The sequence below is a fragment of the Rhizobium leguminosarum bv. viciae genome (genome assembly GCF_012276115.1).
GTDB lineage: Bacteria > Pseudomonadota > Alphaproteobacteria > Rhizobiales > Rhizobiaceae > Rhizobium > Rhizobium leguminosarum_T.
On record NZ_WIEU01000020.1, the window covers coordinates 87,698 to 103,512 of the forward strand.

The 15,815-nt window shown below is 62.2% G+C and carries 18 protein-coding genes; 7 read left to right on the forward strand and 11 right to left on the reverse strand.

Annotation, left to right across the window (positions count from 1 at the left end; all coding sequences use genetic code 11):
• Positions 1-82: 82 nt before the first annotated feature.
• Positions 83-445, reverse strand: coding sequence for a septal ring lytic transglycosylase RlpA family protein (locus tag GFM02_RS27300; protein WP_011650128.1), 363 nt, complete (start codon positions 443-445; stop codon positions 83-85).
• Here GFM02_RS27300 and GFM02_RS27305 point away from each other — a divergent pair.
• Positions 387-593: a hypothetical protein gene (locus tag GFM02_RS27305; RefSeq protein ID WP_168323303.1), complete on the forward strand. Its 207-nt coding sequence runs from the start codon at positions 387-389 to the stop codon at positions 591-593. The genes GFM02_RS27300 and GFM02_RS27305 overlap by 59 nt on opposite strands.
• Positions 594-854: 261 nt before the next feature.
• Here GFM02_RS27305 and GFM02_RS27310 read toward each other — a convergent pair whose 3' ends face one another.
• Genes GFM02_RS27310 through GFM02_RS27320 form a run of 3 tightly spaced genes read right to left on the reverse strand, consistent with a single transcriptional unit; the run spans position 855 to position 3,586 of the window.
• On the reverse strand, positions 855-1,724 hold the full coding sequence (locus tag GFM02_RS27310; RefSeq protein ID WP_168323356.1) for an SDR family oxidoreductase: 870 nt from the start codon (positions 1,722-1,724) through the stop codon (positions 855-857).
• Entirely contained in the window at positions 1,724-2,881 is a 1,158-nt protein-coding gene (queG, locus tag GFM02_RS27315) for a tRNA epoxyqueuosine(34) reductase QueG (protein ID WP_168323357.1), read from the reverse strand. Before queG ends, GFM02_RS27310 begins: the two co-directional genes overlap by 1 nt.
• Before the next feature lie 12 nt (positions 2,882-2,893).
• Positions 2,894-3,586: a glutathione S-transferase family protein gene (locus GFM02_RS27320; RefSeq protein WP_020052564.1), complete on the reverse strand. Its 693-nt coding sequence runs from the start codon at positions 3,584-3,586 to the stop codon at positions 2,894-2,896.
• A gap of 230 nt (positions 3,587-3,816) precedes the next feature.
• Here GFM02_RS27320 and GFM02_RS27325 point away from each other — a divergent pair, with 230 nt between their 5' ends.
• Complete coding sequence (locus GFM02_RS27325; protein ID WP_020052565.1) at positions 3,817-4,614, forward strand: undecaprenyl-diphosphate phosphatase; 798 nt, start codon at positions 3,817-3,819, stop codon at positions 4,612-4,614.
• 697 nt (positions 4,615-5,311) lie between these two features.
• Here GFM02_RS27325 and GFM02_RS27330 read toward each other — a convergent pair.
• The 7 genes from GFM02_RS27330 to dnaN all read right to left on the reverse strand — a co-directional run bounded on the left by GFM02_RS27330 (position 5,312) and on the right by dnaN (position 10,796).
• Positions 5,312-6,292, reverse strand: coding sequence for a complex I NDUFA9 subunit family protein (locus GFM02_RS27330; RefSeq protein ID WP_168323358.1), 981 nt, complete (start codon positions 6,290-6,292; stop codon positions 5,312-5,314).
• Between the two features lie 112 nt (positions 6,293-6,404).
• Positions 6,405-6,692, reverse strand: coding sequence for a DUF1330 domain-containing protein (locus tag GFM02_RS27335; protein ID WP_168323359.1), 288 nt, complete (start codon positions 6,690-6,692; stop codon positions 6,405-6,407).
• Between the two features lie 27 nt (positions 6,693-6,719).
• Complete coding sequence (pyrF, locus tag GFM02_RS27340; protein ID WP_168323360.1) at positions 6,720-7,427, reverse strand: orotidine-5'-phosphate decarboxylase; 708 nt, start codon at positions 7,425-7,427, stop codon at positions 6,720-6,722.
• A gap of 6 nt (positions 7,428-7,433) precedes the next feature.
• The gene (locus tag GFM02_RS27345; RefSeq protein ID WP_131639942.1) at positions 7,434-8,015 is read right to left on the reverse strand and encodes a histidine phosphatase family protein; all 582 of its coding nucleotides are present in this window, start codon (positions 8,013-8,015) and stop codon (positions 7,434-7,436) included.
• A gap of 1 nt (position 8,016) precedes the next feature.
• Complete coding sequence (gene pmtA, locus GFM02_RS27350) at positions 8,017-8,616, reverse strand: phospholipid N-methyltransferase PmtA (protein ID WP_168323361.1); 600 nt, start codon at positions 8,614-8,616, stop codon at positions 8,017-8,019.
• A gap of 95 nt (positions 8,617-8,711) precedes the next feature.
• Complete coding sequence (locus tag GFM02_RS27355) at positions 8,712-9,623, reverse strand: DUF72 domain-containing protein (protein WP_168323362.1); 912 nt, start codon at positions 9,621-9,623, stop codon at positions 8,712-8,714.
• Between the two features lie 54 nt (positions 9,624-9,677).
• Complete coding sequence (dnaN, locus tag GFM02_RS27360) at positions 9,678-10,796, reverse strand: DNA polymerase III subunit beta (protein WP_020052572.1); 1,119 nt, start codon at positions 10,794-10,796, stop codon at positions 9,678-9,680.
• A 259-nt stretch (positions 10,797-11,055) separates the two neighbouring features.
• On the opposite strand from dnaN, the gene rsmI reads away from it, so the two are divergent.
• The 5 genes from rsmI to GFM02_RS27385 all read left to right on the forward strand — a co-directional run bounded on the left by rsmI (position 11,056) and on the right by GFM02_RS27385 (position 15,691).
• A complete protein-coding gene (rsmI, locus tag GFM02_RS27365) occupies positions 11,056-11,973 on the forward strand; it encodes a 16S rRNA (cytidine(1402)-2'-O)-methyltransferase (RefSeq protein ID WP_168323363.1) in 918 nt (305 codons plus the stop codon).
• Complete coding sequence (locus tag GFM02_RS27370) at positions 11,963-12,331, forward strand: YraN family protein (protein WP_163882326.1); 369 nt, start codon at positions 11,963-11,965, stop codon at positions 12,329-12,331. Before rsmI ends, GFM02_RS27370 begins: the two co-directional genes overlap by 11 nt.
• A 114-nt stretch (positions 12,332-12,445) precedes the next feature.
• Positions 12,446-12,949: a cupin domain-containing protein gene (locus tag GFM02_RS27375; RefSeq protein ID WP_168323364.1), complete on the forward strand. Its 504-nt coding sequence runs from the start codon at positions 12,446-12,448 to the stop codon at positions 12,947-12,949.
• Positions 12,950-13,035: 86 nt separating this feature from the next.
• Positions 13,036-13,983: a glutathione synthase gene (gene gshB / locus GFM02_RS27380; protein ID WP_168323365.1), complete on the forward strand. Its 948-nt coding sequence runs from the start codon at positions 13,036-13,038 to the stop codon at positions 13,981-13,983.
• Positions 13,984-14,158: 175 nt separating this feature from the next.
• Positions 14,159-15,691, forward strand: a complete 1,533-nt coding sequence (locus tag GFM02_RS27385) for a YifB family Mg chelatase-like AAA ATPase (RefSeq protein ID WP_020052577.1) — start codon at positions 14,159-14,161, stop codon at positions 15,689-15,691.
• Positions 15,692-15,815 lie beyond the last annotated feature (124 nt).

Consider the following 15,815-nt stretch of genomic DNA (forward strand, 5'->3'; position numbering starts at 1 on the left):
CGGATTGTTCACAAGTCTCAACCGGGTGGTAACCGCGATTGACGGCAAGAGCAAGCGCCGCTTCCGGCGCAGTCAGTGGGCCTCAGCTGACGACCTGGTAGCAGACCTTCGCAGTGCCGGAGCTCACCATGCCGATATTCTGCGCGGCGGCGCGCGACAGGTCGATCACACGACCACGGATGAACGGACCACGATCGTTGATACGAACGACGACGGTACGGCCATTGTTGCGGTTGGTGACCTTCACCTTGGTGCCGAAAGCAAGCGAACGATGTGCGGCAGTCAAGATGGCAGGGTTCATACGTTCCCCGGAAGCAGTTTTGGAGCGAAGTGCGTACCATGAAGCACCGCCACAACCATTGCCAGCAAAACCTTCCGCCGGAAGCATGGAAGAACAGGCTGCAATAGTTACAGCGGCGATAATAGAACGACGTATGTTCTTCAAAACAGAGTATCCCTCAACTATTGAACTCATGCCCTTGCAGGCGGCGGGGCTTAAATCTGTGAAAAAGTGGCGAAAAAGTGCCGCTGCTGTTCACGGAATATTACAATCGGTAACATTCGTGAGTGTGATGTCGGGATTTCAGCAATGAGCGCCGCGCGCAAACGTGGAAAAAACCTAATAAAATCAGCTAAAATCCGAACGAATTTTCCGAAGGGATAGTTAACGCCATGGCGTTCACGAAAATCGCGAAAATATTTTTCCGATTTCGCCATATTTACTGCCACATTTGGGCAAATTCAAAGGCCGTTAACCATAAGATGCGGCGAAAATTGTCCGGCCAAAGCGGGAAAGTAGGAATTTCCTACTCATTTTGGGTGAGCGTATCCGTCGCAAACAGGACTGAGTTCTACTACCCCCGCCAGCGTCCGTCCCGCCACAATTGCGCAAGCGACATGGGATAGTTCGGGAAGGAAAATGCGAAGCCGGAGGCCTTCAGTTTCGCATTCGAAACCCGTTTGTTCTCGCCGTAGAAAGTGCGCGCCATCGGCGTCAATTCAGCGGTCTCGAACGCCTGCTCCGGCGGCGGTTCGACGCCCATCAGGCGGGCGGCCTCGACGATCACATCCTGCGGCGGGCCGGGCCGGTCGTCGGTGACATTATAGATGCCGCCGAGGCCGCGCTCCGACAGGAAACGTGTCGCCGCACCAATATCCTCGACGCGGATGCGGTTGAACACCTGGTCTTTCTTGATCAGCCGTCGCGCCGTGCCCTTGTCCAGATTGCAGAAGGCGTTGCGGCCCGGCCCATAGATGCCGGAAAGGCGCAACACCGCCGCCGGCACGCCGCGCTCCCGGCCCATCGCCAGCCAGCCCTCTTCCGCCTCGATCCGCTCGGTCGACCGCCCGGAAACGGGCAAGCATGGCGTTTCCTCACTCACCCAGGCGCCCTGGTGATCGCCATAGACGCCGACGGTGGAGAGATAACCGATCCATTCGAGCTTCGGCAGCAGGCGTGCGCCGTCTCTACCGAGCAGCCGCAGCAGCGGGTCGGCCTTTCCAGGCGCGATCGATTGCACCAGATGGGTGACGCCGTCCAAAGCCTGGCGCAGCCCCTCTTCCATGCTCTCGCCGTCGAAAAGGAATGCTTCGATGCCATTCCGGCGGAGCACGTCCATCTTGTCAGGCGAGCGCGTGGTGCCGGAAACCCGCACGCCGTCGCCGGTAAAGGCCTTGGCGATTGCCGTGCCGGAATAACCGCAGCCAAAGATCATCACATGCATCAGCCCACTCCCGCCAATCGCCATTCGTTCAGGACGTCGTCATCTCTCTCGTCTGCCCTCTGTGCGGCAAAGGCCGCAAATTCGCCAGCCTCCATCAGCCGTGAAAGCGCCCAGACCGCCATGCCGCGTACCACGGGCGAGGGATCCTCCGAAAGCCCGCGACATTGCCCAATGAGCGCCTTGTCGCCGGAATTGCCGGCGGCGATCAGCACGTTGCGGATAAAGCGGTCGCGGCCGATCCGCTTCACCGGCGAGCCGCTGAAAAAGGCGCGGAAGGCGGCATCGTCGAGCGTCAGCAGAAAGGCGATCGACGGCTCCTTCAGATCTTCCCGCGCCTTGAGCTTCATCTCGGAGGCGGAGCTTGCGAACTTGTTCCAGGGACAGACGGCAAGACAGTCGTCGCAGCCATAGATGCGATTGCCGATCAGCCCGCGCAAATCGGCATCGATCGGCCCCTTGTGCTCAATGGTGAGATAGGAGATGCAGCGCCGCGCATCGATTTGGTAAGGCGTCGGGAAGGCAGCCGTCGGACAGATGTCGAGGCAGGCGCGGCAGGAGCCGCAATGATCGGTTTCCGCTTCATCGATCACGAGATCCGCGGTGGTGAACATCGTGCCGAGGAACAGCCAGGAGCCATGAACGCGGCTGACGAGATTGGTGTGTTTGCCCTGCCAGCCGAGTCCGGCTGCCTCCGCCAGCGGTTTCTCCATGACCGGCGCCGTATCGACGAAGACCTTCACATCGGCGCCCGCCCGCGCCGCAAAGCGCGTGGCGATCTCCTTCAGCCGGCCCTTGATGACGTCGTGATAATCGCGGTTGCGGGCATAGACCGAAATCGCTGCCTTGTCCGGCTTGCCGAGAATGCCGCGGGGATCTTCTTCCGGCGCGTAATTGAGGCCGAAGACGACGACGGAGCGCACCTCGCTCCAGAGTGTGCGGGGATCGCCGCGCCGGTCGCGCGTCTCCGCCATCCAGTCCATCGTCCCGTGGCGCCCGGCATCGATGAACTGGCCGAGACGCTCCTTCGCTTGCGGGATCGCGTCCGGGCGCGTGATGCGGCAGAGATCGAAGCCCTTGGCGGCAGATTCCGCCCGGACGAACTCGGTCAAATTGTCGCGGCGGCGGCGCTCTTTGTCGTCATTGTCAGGTTCGGGCATGAAGAGCCCTCGTCAGAAATCCAGATCGGCATAGTGTGAAACCGGTGTCAGGCCGCGCACGCGCTCGGTCAGCATCGGCCGGAAGGAGGGCCGCGACTTCAGCCGCTGGTACCAGTCCTTGACGACGGGCGAATCCGCCCACTCGATCTCGCCAAGATAGTCGAGGATCGAAATCGAGGCCGCGGCGGCAAGGTCGGCATAGCTCATCCGCTCACCCGCCAGCCACTGACGCGAGCCGGCAAGCCAGGTGAGATAGCGCATATGCTGGCGGATATTCGCGCGAGCCGTGCGCAAAACCTTCGAATCCGGCGCTCCGCCGCCCTGATCAGCGCTCATCTGCAACTTATAGACACGCTCGCGCGCGAGCGGCTTGGTCACGTCGTTTTCCATCTTCTGCATGAACCATTCGGTCAGCCGGCGGATTTCGGCCCGCTGGAAAGGGTCTTCGGCGAGCAGCCGCCGGTCGCGCTTCAAGACGCCGTGCGTCTCGTCCAGATATTCGGAAATGACGCTCGCGCCACAAAGCGCCCGCATGCTGTCGTCGACATAAACAGGCAGCGTGCCGGCCGGATTGAGCGCCAGGAAATCCCGGCGTTTCTCCCATGTCTGCTCTTCGATCAGATCCGCCTGATAGCCGTATTCCGCCAGGATCAGCCGGACGAAGCGAGATGCGGATGACATGGGATGATGATAAAGCGTGGGCATCGATACTCGGGCTTTGTGATTGCTGTTACAGGACTGTGTGGCAGCTCGATTATAGCGCCCTAGTCATGACTCATTGGTTGAAGCTATAGGAGCTTGGCCCCGCCAATACAAGCGAATCGGATTTTACCCCATCTGACAATGGCGAAACACGGTCTAACGAATGATTGTAAACGGCGGCCTGATCGACCCAAGCGTTCAGGCCCGGCCGAACTTTAAACCGGAGACAATGTATGGATTATATAAGTGCTATCATTCTCGGTATCATAGAGGGGATCACCGAGTTTCTGCCGATCTCGAGCACCGGCCATCTCATCATTGCGGAGCAATGGCTCGGCCACCGGTCGGACATGTTCAACATCGTCATCCAGGCAGGCGCCATCCTCGCCGTCACCATCATCTATTGGCGTCGCCTGGTGGATCTGGTGCTCGGCTGGCGCGACCCGGTCAATCGCGATTATGCCGCCAAGCTGATCGTTGCCTTTCTCATCACCGCCATTCTCGGACTGGTCGTAAAGAAGCTCGGCTTTGAACTGCCGGAAACCGCGACGCCGATCGCCTGGGCGCTGATCATCGGAGGTATCTGGATGATCTTTGCCGAGTGGGCCGCCGCGCGCAGACCGCCGCATAAAGAGATCACCTGGCTTGTCGCCATCCTGGTCGGCATCGCCCAGATCGTTGCCGGCGTCTTTCCGGGAACCTCGCGCTCCGGCGCCACCATCTTCGTCGCCATGCTGGCAGGCACCGGCAACCGCGCTGCGGCGACCGAATTCGCCTTTCTCGTCGGCATACCCACGATGTACGCCGCAAGCGGCTATGAATTGCTGAAGACGTTCCGAGATGGCGGAGCGGCGGGCGAAGACTGGACGGCGCTCGGCATCGCCTTCGTCGTGTCCACGATCGTCGCTTTCATCGCCGTCAAATGGCTGCTGGCCTATATCAGAAGCAACCGGTTTACGCTGTTTGCCATCTACCGCATCATTCTCGGTGTTTTGCTGCTCGGCATGGCCGCGACCGGCTTGATTGCCTGAGACATCCGTCCTGCATTGCATTCGCGCAACTCCCGGCGCGAATGCAAATGCCCCGTCGGACTCCGAACAGACACTCTGTTGCCGGCAGAAGCCGCCAATCTTTCAGATAGGCGATATTGAGAGGATAAGCGCCCGCCGCCGCTTGAAGCAGGCAGGGCTGAGCCTTCATTGTGAACGCGCTATTTCAGGCGTTCCGATGACTGCTTGCTGGGAGCAGGATGCCGGCGCAGGGCCGGCCTTTCGTCAATGGATGATCGAAGCCGTAGAGCAAGGATCGACGCCGTAGGCCGGCGAGCAATCGCCCTTTACCGCCGCGACCGAACCGGGCGCAACGAAAGAGCCTGCAAGGATAACCAGCGCCGCACACGCAAATAGGAGCGCGATTGACTTGCCCATCGAGAAATGCCTTTCACAGTGATTGCCGCACACGACCGCAGGCGTTGAGTCCGTTGGAAGACGCGCGGGTTTGGTAGTCAGTGGAATGACAAATAGCAATAAACGTTCCTGCTAAATTTGGCGTTAATTCCACAAAAATTCCGATGCGTCTTTTATGCAACGCTGCTGAATATGGCGAGCACCAGAACACTTCAAACTTGCGCCGGGCTTTGCAGGACACGGCAAGGCCAAAAGGCCGCCCGCGGCATCCGCAGACGGCCAAGTTTCATCGGCTGGAAAAGCCTCATCGTCTGGAAAAGTCTTAGGCGGCCTTGCCGGTGCCGGTGTACTGGCCGTGCGGACGATAGTGCACGAGGTAGGAGCCGAGCACCGATGCCACCATGGTAGGCGCGATGCCGAGGCCCTTCAGCGTGCGGCCTTCCGCCTCGGCTTCCGGGGAGACGATGTTGTCGCGCTTCAGCAGGCGCACCTGGTCCGGCGTGATCGGCGGCGTTATGAAGGGGACCAGCGAAGCGATGCTGCCGATCATCGAAGCAATGCCGAAGGGCAGCGATACCAGCCGGTTCTTGCGGCACGTCACTTTCAGCATCGTCTCGAGACATTCGCGGAAGCTCAGCACCTCAGGCCCGCCAAGCTCATAGACCTTGCCGCCGGCAACTTTGCCGTCGACGGCGCGGGCGACGGCCTCGGCGACATCCTCGACATAGACAGGCTGGAATTTCGTCTTGCCGCCGCCGACGAGCGGCAGGATCGGCGACATACGCGCCATCTCGGCAAACTTGTTGAAGAAGCTGTCTTCCGGTCCGAAGACGATCGACGGACGGAAGATCACTGCATCGGGCTTGACCGAGAGGATGGCCGTTTCGGCGCGGCCCTTGGTACGGCCATAATCCGAATCGGATTTCGCGTCGGCGCCGATCGCTGAAATATGCGTCAGCGTCGCACCTGCGCCGCGCGCCGCCTCGGCAATCGCACGGCCGCCAAATTCCTGCACCGCGTCGAAGGTGTTGCGGCCGGTCTCATGCAGAATGCCGACGCAGTTGACGACGTGGCTCGCACCGTCGACGGCGCGGTCGATCGAGCTGCGATAGCGCAGGTTCGCCTGCACGAAGGAGATCTGCCCGACATTGCCGAGCGGCTGCAGGAAGCCGGCGAGATCGGGACGGCGCACGGCGACGCGGATGTTATAGCCGCGCTTGGCCAGCGCCCGAACCACGTGCCTGCCCACGAAGCCGGACCCTCCGAATACGGTGACGAGCGGCGGCAGGTTGGCAAGGGTCATGGCAGGCTCCTCGAAAGGCTTTGCGGAATGCTTGATTGGCTTCGTCTTAGCCGAATCCCGGCGCGACGGGAAGGCCCATCACGCCGTCAGTTTTTGAGGATGTGACCGCGCTCTAGACGCCCTCGACGACGACCATTTCCGCATCCGCCGCTTCTTGGCGGATTTTCGCGGCGATCTGGTATTCCGGCGAATTATAGCAGTCGACCGCATGCTGCATCGAGGGGAATTCGATCACCACGTTGCGGACGCGCGCCTTGCCCTCGAGCTCGGTAAAGGCACCGCCGCGCGCCAGAAAATTCGCGCTATATTTTTCGAAGGCCGGCTTGGCCGCCGTCACGTAATCCTTGTAGCGCTCGGCATCGCGAACGTCGACGCGGGCGATCCAGTATCCTTTGGCCATGGTCTTTTCCCTTTACAGTGAACCCTGTCAGCGATTTGCCGGCCAGAGTGCGCTCACCATCTCGCTGAGGATCGCGCGGGCGGCATCTCGGGGATCCGGCGCCTTGACGACAGGCCGGCCGACGACGAGATGCGTCGCTCCCGCCTTCAGCGCGTCGAAAGGCGTCATCACCCGCTTCTGATCGCCCTTGTCGCTACCATCAGGGCGAATGCCGGGGGTGACGATCGCCATGTCGGGTCCGACGATCTCGCGCACCGCAACCGCTTCCTCCGCCGAGCAGACGATACCGCCCATGCCGGCCGCCCGCGCCTGTTCGGCGCGGCGCAGCACCAGGCTGTGCGGATCCTGGCTGTAGCCGGCATCGGCAAGATCATCGGCATCCATCGAGGTCAGCACGGTCACGCCGAGCAGGCAGAGGCCTGAGCCGGCCGCTGCCTCGACCGCCGCCTTCATGGCTTTCGGATAGGCGTGCAGCGTCAGCATCGACATGCCCATCTTGGCGATGTTCTCGACGCCGGAGGCGACAGTGTTGTCGATGTCGAGCAGCTTCATGTCGAGAAAGATCTTCTTGCCGCTGGCGGCAAGATCGCGGGCGAATTCCAGGCCGCCGGCAAAGACCAGCTGATAGCCGATCTTGTAGAAGAGAATGTCGTCGCCGAGCGTGGAAACCAGTCTTTCCGCCTCGCCGATCGTTGGAACATCCAGGCCGACGATCAACCGCTCGCGTGCGTCCATCTGAAGTCACCCCTGCCAGTCTTCGATGGGTGTCCAGTCGCATGATAAGCGGCGATCCGCAAGACCGAAAGCATAGAGATTGCCACCGCCGCCGGGCTGGTCGCGGTCGCGCGCGATCGGGCTGCCCGCCAGATGGCATTTGAGCAGCGTGCCGACGCCGCCATGGCCGACGAAGGCTATCGGCGCCGTCGCATCATGCGTGGCAAGAACGGCGTTAACAGCCTCGACGATGCGGGCCTGCGCGTCGACGGCGCGCTCCCAGCCCTTGAAGCTTTGTTCCGGATGGGCGAAGAACCAGTCGGCCGCCTCTTCGAATTGCGGCGGCGGCAGGAAGCCGGTGGCTGAGCGGTCGTTCTCGTGCATGCCGTGGACGATTTCGACGGTTACGCCGGAAGCTTCCGCCAGGATTTCGGCCGTCTCGATCGCCTTCGTCTCGTCGCTGGAGACGATGCGCTGCAATTGCCTCGCCCAGCCACTCTCTGCCGCTTTGCGGGCGCGCGCCGCGCCGACATCGGAAAGCCCCCATTTCGGCACGGGCACGTTGGCGTCGATCCTGACCTGCGGATGCGTGATATAGATCCCGAACATCTCAGCCGCGCTTATAGATCCAGAGCTGCGCCGGCGGAATATTGCGCATGACGAAGTCGAAATGCTGGATATGGTAGCGGTCGGGATTGGCGGCGATCGGCGAGATCGCACCGTAGGAAATCTGCACCATCGGCCGGCCGGCCGGCAGTCGGTCAAGCAGGCTTTCGAGCAGCGAGATGCGCTTCGCCATCGGGAAATTCAGAAGCGGAATGCCCGAGATGACGGAATCGAAGGTGAGACCGCTGAAACTGCCAAGGGTGGTCTGAAGATCGAAAGCGTCGCCGTTGATGAAGTGCACGCCGGGATAGGTTCGCTGCAGATGTTTATGAAAATCCGTCGAATATTCGATTGCGACGAGATTTTCCGGCTGGACGCCGCGGCCGAGGATGGCCTTGGTGATGGCGCCCGTGCCCGGTCCGAGTTCAAGTACGGGCAACCCGGAATGGATATCGACGACGCTTGCCATGCGTTTGGCCGTGATCGAGGAGGTCGGCACGATCGAGCCCACCGTCTTCGGCCCCTGCATCATGCCCCGGAAGAAGCGGATCTCGTCGTCGAACCTCTTTCCGAACCGTTCCTTCACCTTGACCCGTAAGCTCATTCTCCACCCATCCGCATGTTGATCGAATGCCTTAATATGCCGCTTGTCGCTTAAGGGACAAGGATTTTCGCAACAAGGACATCGACATCAACAGCTCATGCGGCTTTCGGCGCTGAATTCGGCATGAGATCGGCAAGTCTCTCGGCCAAGTGATCGGCGTCCACAGGCGCGCGCAGCTTCACATCGGTATTGTCGAAATAGAGATAGACGTCGCGGCCCTTGGTTCGCGCGGGTACGGGCGCCAGCACCCGCGGCGCATTCTCAGGTTCACCACCCGTGGCCCAGGCGCGGATACGTTCAGCCCATATGTCGAGTGCTTCGTCCTCGTAGCCGCTGACATAGAGCTTTTCGGAGCCATGCAGGCGGCAATAGATGAAATCGGCGGTGATATCCATCAGCAGCGGCCATTGCACCGTATCGGCGCAGACGAGAGCGACCTTATGGCGCCTCAGCATCTCGATAAAGGCGGGTGAGCGGAAGCTCTCATGGCGGATCTCCAGCGCATGCCGGATAGGCTGATGCCCGTCGCATGTAAGCCAGGCCGGTCCCTTGATATGCCAGTCGTGCCGTTTCGCCAGCGCTATTGCCGCGTCGCGGTCGTGCGGGAGCAGCGACAAAAAGCTTTCAAAAAGGGATGGGTCGAAGACCATGTTCGGCGGGAATTGCCAGAGGATCGGCCCAAGCTTGGGGCCAAGCCGCAGCAGGCCGGAAGCGAGGAAATTGGCGAGCGCCGTCTGGATATCCTGCAGCCGCAGCATATGGGTGATGAAGCGCGGTCCCTTGACCGCGAAGACGAAATCATCCGGCGTTTCCCCGCGCCAGCGGCCGAAACTTTCGGGCCGCTGCAATCCGTAGAAGGTGCCGTTGATCTCGATCGAAGGAAAGTGCCGGGCGGCGTAGGAAAGCTCCTGCTTCTGCGGCAGGTCCTTCGGGTAGAATTGGCCGCGCCAGGGCGCATAGGTCCAGCCGGATATGCCGATGCGCACCGCTCCCGTCTTTTTGGTCATGGGATCCTCCGTTTTGACAGGAGGAAAAACGGCAACCAGGCGCCTTCGTTCCGCTCAGACGCGCATCGGCATCAGCACGTAGAGCGCATCGTCGCCCGCCGTGTCGCGGATCAGTGTCGGCGAGCCGGCATCGGCAAGCAGGAAGATCGCTTCCTCGCCGGAAAGCTGGGCGGTGATGTCGAGCAAGTATTTGGCGTTGAAGCCGATTTCCATCGCATCCGTGTCGTAGCCGACGGCGACTTCTTCCGTCGCGCTGCCGGAATCGGGGTTGTTGACGGTCAGCATCAACTGTCCCTCGGAAAGCGCCAGCTTCACGGCGCGTCCGCGCTCGGAAGAGATTGTCGAGACGCGGTCGACGGCCTGTGCGAAGCTCGTGCAGTCGACGCGCATTTCCTTGTCGTTGCCTGTCGGGATGACGCGCTGATAATCCGGGAAGGTGCCGTCGATCAGTTTCGAGGTCATGACGATCGAGCCGATCGTCAGCCGGATCTTGGCGTCGGAGACCTCGACGGTCACCGTCACCTCGGGATTGTCGACCAGCTTCTGCAACTCGCCGACCGTCTTGCGCGGAATGATGATGCCGGGCATGCCCTCGGAGCCGGAGGGCGCGTCGACATCGGCACGCGCCAGCCGGTGGCCGTCGGTCGCAACCGCCCTGAGTTTCAGCTCGCCATTGCTCTCGATCGTGTGGAAGAAAATGCCGTTCAGATAATAACGCGTCTCTTCCGTCGAGATCGCAAACTGCGTGCGGTCGATCAGCATCTTCAGATCGGTCGCCTTCAGCTTGAAGCTATGCGTGAAGGTGCCGGCCGTGAGATCCGGAAAGTCCGATTCCGGCAGGCACTGCAGCGAGAATTTCGAGCGGCCGGATTGCACGGTCATCGAGCCGCCATCGGTGCTGGTGGCAAGCAGCACTTCCGAGCCGTCGGAAAGCTTGCGCACGATATCGTAGAGAAGATGGGCGGGAACGGTGGTGGCGCCGGGCTGCTCGACGTTAGCCGGGGTCGCCTCGGTGATTTCGAGGTCGAGGTCGGTCGCCTTCATGTCGAGGTTCTGGCCGTCGGCCTTGAGCAATACGTTGGACAGGATCGGGATCGTGTTGCGACGTTCGACCACGCGGTGGACGTGGTTCAGCGATTTCAACAGGTTTGACCGCTCAATAGTAATACGCATGGGATGCTACCGCTTTCGACCGTGACTGTCCGGGCGCGTCGAGCACCCGAAGAATGCTGTCCCGGCTTGAGGCCGGGGGAGTGGACGGGCAAAATGGCAGACTTCAGCATTGCTTTGCAAGAGGCATGGACGCCGGCACCCCCGCATTTGCGGTTTTCCAGAGCAATGCTCACAGAAATCCGAACCCTTGCCGAAGCGGTGCGGCTCGCCCATAAGGGTTCGATGCCGGCGACGAGCCGGCGGGACGAAAGCAAATGGCATGATTGAGGAAACCACAGCGGACGCCGCCGGCCGGCGAAGCTTCCGCCTGCACAATATGGCGGTGCCGGCGCGGCCGCTGGAGCCGGCGCTCTATCTCGTCGCCACCCCGATCGGCAATCTCGGCGATATCACCCTGCGGGCGCTGGAAACGCTGGCCGGCGCCGATGTGCTTGCCTGCGAGGATACGCGCGTCACCCGCGTGCTGCTCGACCGCTACGGCATCCAGAACCGCCCTTTCGCCTATCACGAGCACAATGCCGATGAGGCCGGTCCAAGGCTGCTGCAGGCGCTCGAAGCCGGGCGCTCGGTTGCGCTGGTTTCCGATGCCGGCACGCCGCTGGTCTCCGATCCAGGCTATCGGCTGGCGCAGCAGGCGATAACGGCAGGTTACCGCGTCATTCCCATTCCCGGCGCCTCCGCCCCGCTCGCAGCCCTTGTCGGCTCCGGCCTGCCGAACGATGCCTTTCTTTTCGCCGGTTTCCTGCCGGCCAAGGACAAGGCCCGCCGCGACCGTTTGGGTGAACTTGCCGCAGCCCCGGCGACGCTGATCTTCTTTGAATCGCCGCATCGCATCGGCGCAACGCTTCTGGCCGCCGCCGATGTGCTCGGGGCCAATCGGCCCGCCTCCGTCTGCCGCGAGCTGACCAAGACCTTTGAGGAGTTCCGCCGTGGCACGCTTGCCGACCTTGCCGCCCATTATCAGCAGGTGGAAAACGTCAAGGGGGAGATCGTCCTCGTGATCGGTCCGCCGGAGCCGGTCGAGACTGATGAGGCCGATGTCGACGCCATGCTGGCCGACCTGTCGAAGTCGATGCCGACGGCAGGTGCTGCGACCGAGGCGGCGCGCCTGACCGGCCTGCCGCGCAAAGTACTCTATCAGCGGCTGCTGGAGATGAAGAACGCCGATGGGCGATAGTGATCTCACCACGATCAGAAGGAAGGCGCTGCGCCGTGGCCGCATGTCGGAATATGTCGCGGCCGCCTTCCTGATGCTGAAGGGCTATCGCATTCTGGCGCTGCGCCACCGCACCCGGCTCGGCGAGATCGATATCATCGCCCGCAAGGGCGATCTCGCCGTCTTCGTCGAGGTCAAGGCCCGCCATGGCGAGGCCGCGGCGGTCGATGCCGTCTCTGTCGCCGCGCAGAAGCGCATACGGGCGGCAAGCGATCTCTGGCTCGCCCGCCAGAGGGATCAGGCCCGCCTTTCCCAGCGCTATGATATCGTCGCGATCATGCCGGGCCGGCTGCCGCGGCATTTTATTGATGCTTTCTGACCTCCTTTCGACCCATCGGATTTCCGGATCGTTAAAATTTTAGTCCCCACTTGAACCAGGTCCTTACGACTCTCTGCTATCGACTCGGTAGGGATAACAATTGGGGGTTGTTTCATGGCCTGGAAGCTGATGTTCGCAAGTGCGGTCGCCATGGCCGCGCGCTCGGTGCCGTATGCGGTGGCGAAGCCGGCCAGAAAATCCTTCGTCGCACATGCGAGCGATCTGCTGCCGCTGAAATCCACGCCGATCAATCCGGACTGGATTATCAGCGGCAATCCGCAGGCCCGCACCGCCGAACATTCGCGCGGCCATGACGAGGCCTCGCTGACGGCGATCTGGGATTGCACGGCGGGCGAATTCCGCTGGTATTTCGGCTGGGACGAGACGGTGATGATCCTCGAAGGCGAGGTCCATATCACGGCCGAGGACGGCACAGAACGAACCCTGCGTGCCGGCGACGTCGCCTTTTTCGCCGGTGGAACCTGGGCGAGCTGGCGGGTCGACAATTACGTCCGCAAGGTCGCCTTCCTGCGCAAGCCTTTCCCGAAGCCGTTGGCGATCGCCTACCGCCTCCGCAACATGCTGCGCAACAGCGGCACCCAGGGCATCGCTGCCTGAAAAGCGGCGACCGGAAGCCCTTGATTGCCCGTTGCGTTTGATATCTGGCCGACCTACATCTGTCCGGCATTCAGCGAGGGATGGAAATGGTCAAGATCACCAATGTAGCGGTCCAGATGGACCATGTCGAAGGCATCAATATCGCAGGCGATTCCACCTTCGCCATGAGCCTGGAAGCCCAAGTGCGCGGCTACAGGCTCTTCCATTACACCCCCGACCGCCTGAGCTTTCGCGACGGCAAGCTTTATGCCAGCGTCGAGCCGATGGTGCTGCGCGACGTCAAAGGCGATCACTACGAGCTTGGCGCGCCCGAGCGCGTCGATCTTTCGACCATGGATGTCGTGCTGCTGCGCCAGGATCCGCCCTTCGACATGGCCTATATCACCTCGACGCATCTGCTCGAGCGCATCCATCCGAAGACGCTCGTCGTCAACGATCCGGCCTGGGTGCGCAATTCGCCGGAAAAAATCTTCGTCACCGAATTTTCCGACCTGATGCCGAAGACGCTGATCACCAAGGATGCCGCCGAGATCCGTCGCTTCCGCGACGAGATGGGCGATATCATCCTGAAGCCGCTCTACGGCAATGGCGGCGCCGGCGTCTTCCATTCGACCCGCGACGACCGCAACCTCTCCTCGCTGCTGGAAATGTTCGGCCAGCTTTTCCGCGAGCCCTTCATCGCCCAGCAATATCTGCCTGACGTGCGCAAGGGCGACAAACGCATCATCCTCGTCGACGGCGAATTCGCCGGCGCCATCAACCGGGTTCCGGCCGAGCACGACAGCCGCTCCAACATGCATGTCGGCGGCCGCGCCGAGGCGACCGAGCTGACGCCGCGCGAACAGGAAATCTGCGCCCGCATCGGCCCGGCGCTGAGGGAACGCGGCTTCCTCCTCGTCGGCATCGATGTGATCGGCGATTATATGACCGAGATCAACGTCACGTCGCCCACCGGCCTCCGCGAGGTCAAGAAATTCGGCGGCGCCGATATCGCCAGCCTGCTTTGGGACGCGATCGAGCGCAAGCGCGGCTGAGCCAGGCGCCCATGACCGTTCTGGTCCCGCGACCGAGATACAACCGGGGTCACAGCGGATGCCTGACTATGTTCTGTGATTGTTCTTGTTTTATTCAGGCTTCCATGCCAGATTGCAACCGCTGGCCCTGAACGGCCGGGGGCGGTATAAGAGTTTGCGGCAAGGGGATGGGCATATGGTCGCGCGTGTCAGTACGGTGGCATTTCAGGGCATCGAAGGTGTGCCGGTCGAGGTCCAGGTCATGGTCGCGCCCGGCAAGGTCGGCATGCAGATCGTCGGCCTGCCTGACAAGGCGGTGGCCGAAAGCCGCGAGCGCGTGCAGGCAGCCCTCCACGCCTCCGGCCTGGCGCTGCCGGCGAAGCGCGTGACGGTCAATCTGGCGCCTGCTGACCTGCCGAAAGAGGGCTCGCATTTCGATCTGCCGATTGCCCTTGCCCTGATGGCGGCGCTTGGCGCCATCCCCGCCGATGCGCTGTCGGACTTTGTCGTCGTCGGCGAACTCAATCTCGACGGAACGATCGCCGCCATCTCAGGCGCGCTGCCGGCCGCAATCGGCGCCAATGCGCTCGGCAAGGGGCTGATCTGCCCGGCCGAAAGCGGCGCCGAAGCCGCCTGGGCAGGCGCCGAGGTCGATATTCTCGCACCCCGCAGCTTGATCGCCCTTGCCAATCATTTCCGCGGCACGCAGGTCCTCTCCAGGCCGGAGGCATCGATCCGCGCCAATGCCGCAAACCTGCCGGATCTCGCCGAGATCAAGGGCCAGGAAAGCGCCAAGCGGGCGCTCGAGGTCGCAGCCGCCGGCGGCCATAACCTTTTGATGGTCGGTCCTCCCGGCTCCGGCAAGTCGATGCTGGCGGCCAGGCTGCCGTCGATCCTGCCGCCGCTTTCGGCCGCCGAGCTGCTGGAAGTATCGATGGTTCATTCGATCGCCGGCCAACTCTCCGGCGGCAAGCTTTCCGATCGCCGGCCCTTCCGCACCCCGCATCATTCCGCCACCATGGCGGCCCTCGTCGGCGGCGGCCTGCGCGCCCGTCCGGGCGAAGCCTCGCTTGCCCATCACGGCGTGCTCTTTCTCGACGAATTTCCCGAATTCACGCCGCAGGCGCTCGATGCGCTGCGCCAGCCGCTCGAAGGCGGCGAATGCGTCATTGCGCGCGCCAATCACCGCGTCTCCTATCCGGCAAAATTCCAGCTGATCGCCGCGATGAACCCCTGCCGCTGCGGCATGGCGGGAGAGCCCGGCCATACCTGCGCCCGCGGCCCGCGCTGCATGAGCGATTACCAGGCCCGCATCTCCGGCCCGCTGATGGACCGCATCGATATCCGCATCGACGTACCTGCCGTCTCCGCCGCCGATCTGATCCGGCCGATGGCGGCTGAAACCAGCGCCGACGTCGCCCGCCGCGTCGCCCGCGCCCGCGAGATCCAGCAGGAGCGCTTCGAAAGCACCGGCGCAAAAGGCATCGGCACAAATGCCCGCTGCTCCACTGCGATGATCGAAAAATTGGCCGAGCCCGATGCCAGCGGCCTGCAGCTGCTGCGCGACGCCGCCGAAAAGATGAAATTCTCCGCCCGCGGTTACCACCGCGTCCTGAAGGTCGCCCGCACGCTGGCCGATCTCGACGGCAAACCGACGGTCGGCCGCATCCATCTCGCCGAAGCGATCTCCTACCGCATCGCCGGCGAGAGGTTGACGGCGGCGGCGTAAGAGGAAGGGGCGCTGAAGCGGCCTCAGACTGCTGCCAGCCCCTGGGTGCCTAATAAAGCGCCCGTCGGTAGGGATCCGCCTTTGGCGATTTCAATCGCCTCACGTGTCTCTCGAGTAAGTACTA